The organism is Streptomyces sp. NPDC057654 (assembly GCF_042800135.1).
In the GTDB taxonomy this organism is placed as follows: Bacteria; Actinomycetota; Actinomycetes; order Streptomycetales; family Streptomycetaceae; genus Streptomyces.
Genome location: NZ_JBHVHQ010000766.1, coordinates 1 through 4,175, shown reverse-complemented (window position 1 = coordinate 4,175; position 4,175 = coordinate 1). Strand labels below are relative to the sequence as shown.

Genomic DNA, 4,175 nt, shown 5'->3' with positions numbered 1-4,175 from the left:
GGTCCGTACGGCCCCGACCGGGTCGTACGGACCGCCGCCGCGTGCCCGTGCGGTCGGACTCAGCCCTTGCGGGTCTTGACCTCGTCCGTGAGCTGCGGGACGACGTCGAAGAGGTCGCCGACCACGCCGTAGTCGACGAGGTCGAAGATCGGGGCCTCGGCGTCCTTGTTGATGGCCACGATGGTCTTCGAGGTCTGCATGCCCGCCCGGTGCTGGATCGCGCCGGAGATGCCCGCCGCGATGTAGAGCTGCGGCGATACGGACTTGCCGGTCTGGCCGACCTGGTTGGAGTGCGGGTACCAGCCGGCGTCGACCGCCGCGCGCGAGGCGCCGACGGCCGCGCCGAGCGAGTCGGCCAGGCCCTCGATGACGGGGAAGTTCTCGGCGCCGTTGACGCCGCGGCCGCCGGAGACCACGATCGCGGCCTCGGTCAGCTCCGGGCGGCCGGTCGACTCGCGCGGCGTGCGGGAGACGACCTTGGTGCCGGTGGCCTGCTCGCTGAAGGAGACGGCGAGCTGCTCGACCGTACCGGCGGCCGGGGCGGCCTCGGGGGCGGCGGAGTTGGGCTTGACGGTGATGACCGGGGTGCCCTTGGTGACGCGGGACCTGGTGGTGAACGAGGCCGCGAAGACGGACTGCGTGGCCACCGGGCCCTCGTCGCCGGCCTCCAGGTCGACGGCGTCGGTGATGATGCCGGAGCCGATGCGGACCGCGAGGCGGGCCGCGATCTCCTTGCCCTCGGCGGAGGACGGCACGAGCACGGCGACCGGGGAGGCCGCCTCGTACGCGGCCTGGAGCGCGTCCACCTTGGGCACGACGAGGTAGTCGGCGAACTCCGGGGCGTCGGCGGCCAGGACCTTGACGGCGCCGTGCTCGCCGAGGACCTTCGCGGCCTCCTCGGCGCCCGGGCCGAGGTGCACGGCGACGGGGTCGCCGACGCGGCGGGCCAGCGTCAGCAGTTCGAGGGTGGGCTTGCGGACGGCGCCGTCCACGTGGTCGACGTAGATGAGGACTTCAGCCATGGTTCTGCTCTCCTGCGGGAATGGCGAGGGCGGGTGAGGGTTCGTACGGGCCGTCGGACGCTCAGATGAACTTCTGGCCCGTGAGGAACTCGGCGAGCTGCTTGCCGCCCTCGCCCTCGTCCTTGACGATCGTGCCCGCTGTACGGGCCGGGCGCTCCGCGGCGTCGTCGACCTTGGTCCAGGCGCCTTCGAGGCCGACCTCGTCCGCCTCGATACCCAGGTCGGAGAGGTCCAGGGACTCCACGGGCTTCTTCTTGGCGGCCATGATGCCCTTGAACGACGGGTAGCGGGCCTCGCCCGACTGGTCGGTCACGGACACGACGGCCGGCAGCGCCGCCTCCAGCTGCTCGCTGGCGGTGTCGCCGTCCCGGCGGCCGGTGACCTTGCCGTCCGCGACGGAGACCTCGGAGAGCAGGGTCGCCTGCGGCACGCCCAGGCGCTCGGCGAGGATCGCCGGGAGCACGCCCATGCCGCCGTCGGTGGAGGCCATGCCGCAGATGACGAGGTCGTAGCCGGTGTGCTCCACAGCCTTGGCGAGCACCAGGGAGGTGCCGAGCGCGTCGGTGCCGTGCAGATCGTCGTCCTCGACGTGGACGGCCTTGTGGGCGCCCATGGACAGCGCCTTGCGCAGCGCGTCCTTGGCGTCCTCGGGGCCGATGGTCAGTACGGTGATCTCGACCCCGTCGTCGGAATCTGCCTCGTCGGCGATCTGGAGCGCCTGCTCGACCGCGTACTCGTCGAGCTCCGAGAGCAGGCCGTCCACGTCGTCGCGGTCGACGGTCAGGTCCTCGGCGAAGTGCCGGTCGCCGGTGGCGTCGGGCACGTACTTCACACAGACAACGATCCTCAAGCTCACGCCGGCTCTCCTACTGCATCGTCTCTTCAGCTGCCTTGTGCAGGCAGCATAGGCGCCTTGTGGGGCGGATTCCGGTCGGGGCGGCCCCGCTCCGAACGAAATATTACTCGCCAGTACATCCACCTCATTCCCCGGAAGCAAGGCCACCGAACTGTGACCTTGCCAACGGTGCGGGAACGGGATGAATCAGTCGCGCAGGGCGTTGAAACGGCCCTGGTGGTAGAGGAGCGGGCGGCCCGTCCCCGCCGGGTCGCCGACGACCGCCTCGGCGAGCACCAGCCGGTGGTCGCCGGCGGGCACCCGGGCCACGACCTTGCACACCAGCCAGGCCAGCACGCCGTCGAGCAGCGGCACGCCCTCGGGGCCCGTGCGCCAGGAGGTCGGCTCGGCGAAGCGGTCGGCGCCGCTGCGGGCGAAGGTCGCAGCCAGCTCCCGCTGGTGCTCGCCGAGTATGTGCACGCCTACGTGCCCGGCCTCGGCCAGCACCGGCCAGCTGGAGGAGCCGGTGCCGACGCCGAAGGAGAGCAGCGGGGGCTCGGCGGCCACGGAGGTGAGGGAGGTCGCGGTGAAGCCGACGGGTTTCGCGCCGTGCGCGGTGATCACGGCGACGCCCGCGGCGTGCTGCCGGAAGACGGAGCGCAGGAGGTCGGGGGCGGCGAGCAGGGGCGTGCCGAGGCCGGGTGAGGCCGTCATGGAGATGTCCTTCTGCTGGAGGTTCGAGCCGGGAGGAGTGCCGTCGCGTCCGCTCACGCGCTCGGACAGCAGGCGCTCGCGGTCCGCAGCAGGTCGACGTGCGCACGTCCGTAGAGAAGGAGGGGTCCAGGCCGCATGTCGTCACCCTGACGATTCGTCGTACGCACCGTCAAGGGCCTCTTGCCAGGTGGGAGACGTGTCACGCGGAGGTTTAACAGGTTTGGCGGGCAGGAGACGGCTCGATCGGTGGCCGGACGCGGGGCGCCTGCCCGGCGGGCTGCTTCTTCTCGTCCCTCTCGTCCTTCTCGTCCTTCTCGCCTCATCGCCCGCCGCCGCTCAGACGGCCGCGCCGAGCGCGGCGATGACGTCCACCGTGCGCGGCTGCCCGGCGGCCCTGCGCACGACGCGGCCGGCCGCGTCGAGGACCAGGACGGTCGGCGTGCTGTCGACCCCGAGGGCCCGTACGAGCTCCAGCCGGGCCTCCGCGTCGATCTCGACATGGGCCACCCCCTCGACCATGCGGGCCACCTCCCCCAGCGTGCGACGGGTCGCCCGGCAGGGCTGGCAGAAGGCGCTGGAGAACTGCACGAGCGTCGCCCGCTCCCCCAGCTCCGCGCCGATCTCGGCGGCGCTCAGCCGCTCCCCGCCGTCCAGCTCCCGCACCGCGGCCCTCCCCTGCTCCGTTCTCGTCACTCCGTCAACCGTGCAGCGCCGCGGCGGCCCTGAGGATTCCCGCGACAGGATTCCCGCGACGGAAAATCGGCTGTCCCTGATATCCCGTCCGTCGCGGGTGTAGCTTCTGCTGCACCGGACAGCCGCGCGCGACGTGATGAGAATCTCCCGGCGACGACAGCCCACAAGGTGGCCGACAGGCCGGACATCAGGCACGATCTGCCGAAAGCCGAGAACCTACGGCCGCGTAACTTCCGTCGGGAGAACCCTCCCGAGGAACAGAAGGGTCCCCCGATATGGCAGAGCTCGTCTATCCCCCGGTGATCGGTACGGCCCGCACCATGTTCAAAGTGCTGGATCTGCGCTTCGACGCCCAGGGCACGGAGAACGTCCCACAGCGCGGCGGGGCGGTTCTGGTGAGCAACCACATCGGCTACCTCGACTTCGTCTTCTGCGGAATGGCGGCCCGGCCCGCCAAGCGGCTGGTGCGGTTCATGGCCAAGGAGTCCGTGTTCCGGCACAAGATCTCGGGTCCGCTGATGCGCGCGATGAAGCACATCCCGGTGGACCGGGCGGCGGGCATGGAGGCGTACAAGCACGCGCTGAAGGCGCTGCGCTCGGGGGAGATCATCGGGGTGTTCCCGGAGGCGACGATCTCCCAGTCGTTCACGCTGAAGAACTTCAAGTCCGGCGCGGCCCGGCTGGCGCAGGAGGCCGGGGTGCCGCTGCTGCCGATGGCCCTGTGGGGCACGCAGCGGCTGTGGACCAAGGGGCACAAGCGCGACTTCGGCCGTCACCACATCCCGATCGCGATGCGGGTCGGCGAGCCGATGGCCGCCGACCCCGCCGAGAACGCCGACTCCATCACCGAGCGGCTGCGGGCACGCGTCCAGGAGCTCCTGGAGGCCGCACAGCGCGCCTACCCGGTACGC

5 protein-coding genes are annotated in these 4,175 nt (G+C 71.3%); 1 reads left to right on the top strand and 4 read right to left on the bottom strand.

Going from position 1 to position 4,175, the window contains the following annotated elements; genetic code table 11:
- Positions 1-59 precede the first annotated feature (59 nt).
- The 4 genes from ACFU99_RS35390 to ACFU99_RS35375 all read right to left on the bottom strand — a co-directional run bounded on the left by ACFU99_RS35390 (position 60) and on the right by ACFU99_RS35375 (position 3,225).
- A complete protein-coding gene (locus ACFU99_RS35390; RefSeq protein WP_384400237.1) occupies positions 60-1,022 on the bottom strand; it encodes an electron transfer flavoprotein subunit alpha/FixB family protein in 963 nt (320 codons plus the stop codon).
- A gap of 61 nt (positions 1,023-1,083) precedes the next feature.
- Positions 1,084-1,878 (bottom strand): electron transfer flavoprotein subunit beta/FixA family protein, encoded by a 795-nt coding sequence (locus tag ACFU99_RS35385; protein ID WP_384400234.1) that lies wholly within the window; start codon positions 1,876-1,878, stop codon positions 1,084-1,086.
- Positions 1,879-2,064: 186 nt separating this feature from the next.
- A complete protein-coding gene (locus tag ACFU99_RS35380) occupies positions 2,065-2,571 on the bottom strand; it encodes a flavin reductase family protein (RefSeq protein WP_384400243.1) in 507 nt (168 codons plus the stop codon).
- 336 nt (positions 2,572-2,907) lie between these two features.
- Positions 2,908-3,225, bottom strand: coding sequence for a TlpA family protein disulfide reductase (locus tag ACFU99_RS35375; RefSeq protein WP_384400240.1), 318 nt, complete (start codon positions 3,223-3,225; stop codon positions 2,908-2,910).
- Between the two features lie 314 nt (positions 3,226-3,539).
- On the opposite strand from ACFU99_RS35375, the gene ACFU99_RS35370 reads away from it, so the two are divergent.
- Positions 3,540-4,175 (top strand): lysophospholipid acyltransferase family protein (locus ACFU99_RS35370; protein ID WP_384400231.1); only part of this gene is annotated, 636 nt, incomplete at its 3' end.

Coding starts and splice junctions, on each gene's coding strand:
- ACFU99_RS35380 (WP_384400243.1), bottom strand. CDS start 2,571: ATGACGGCCTCACCCGGCCTCGGCACGCCCCTGCTCGCCGCCCCCGAC.
- ACFU99_RS35390 (WP_384400237.1), bottom strand. CDS start 1,022: ATGGCTGAAGTCCTCATCTACGTCGACCACGTGGACGGCGCCGTCCGC.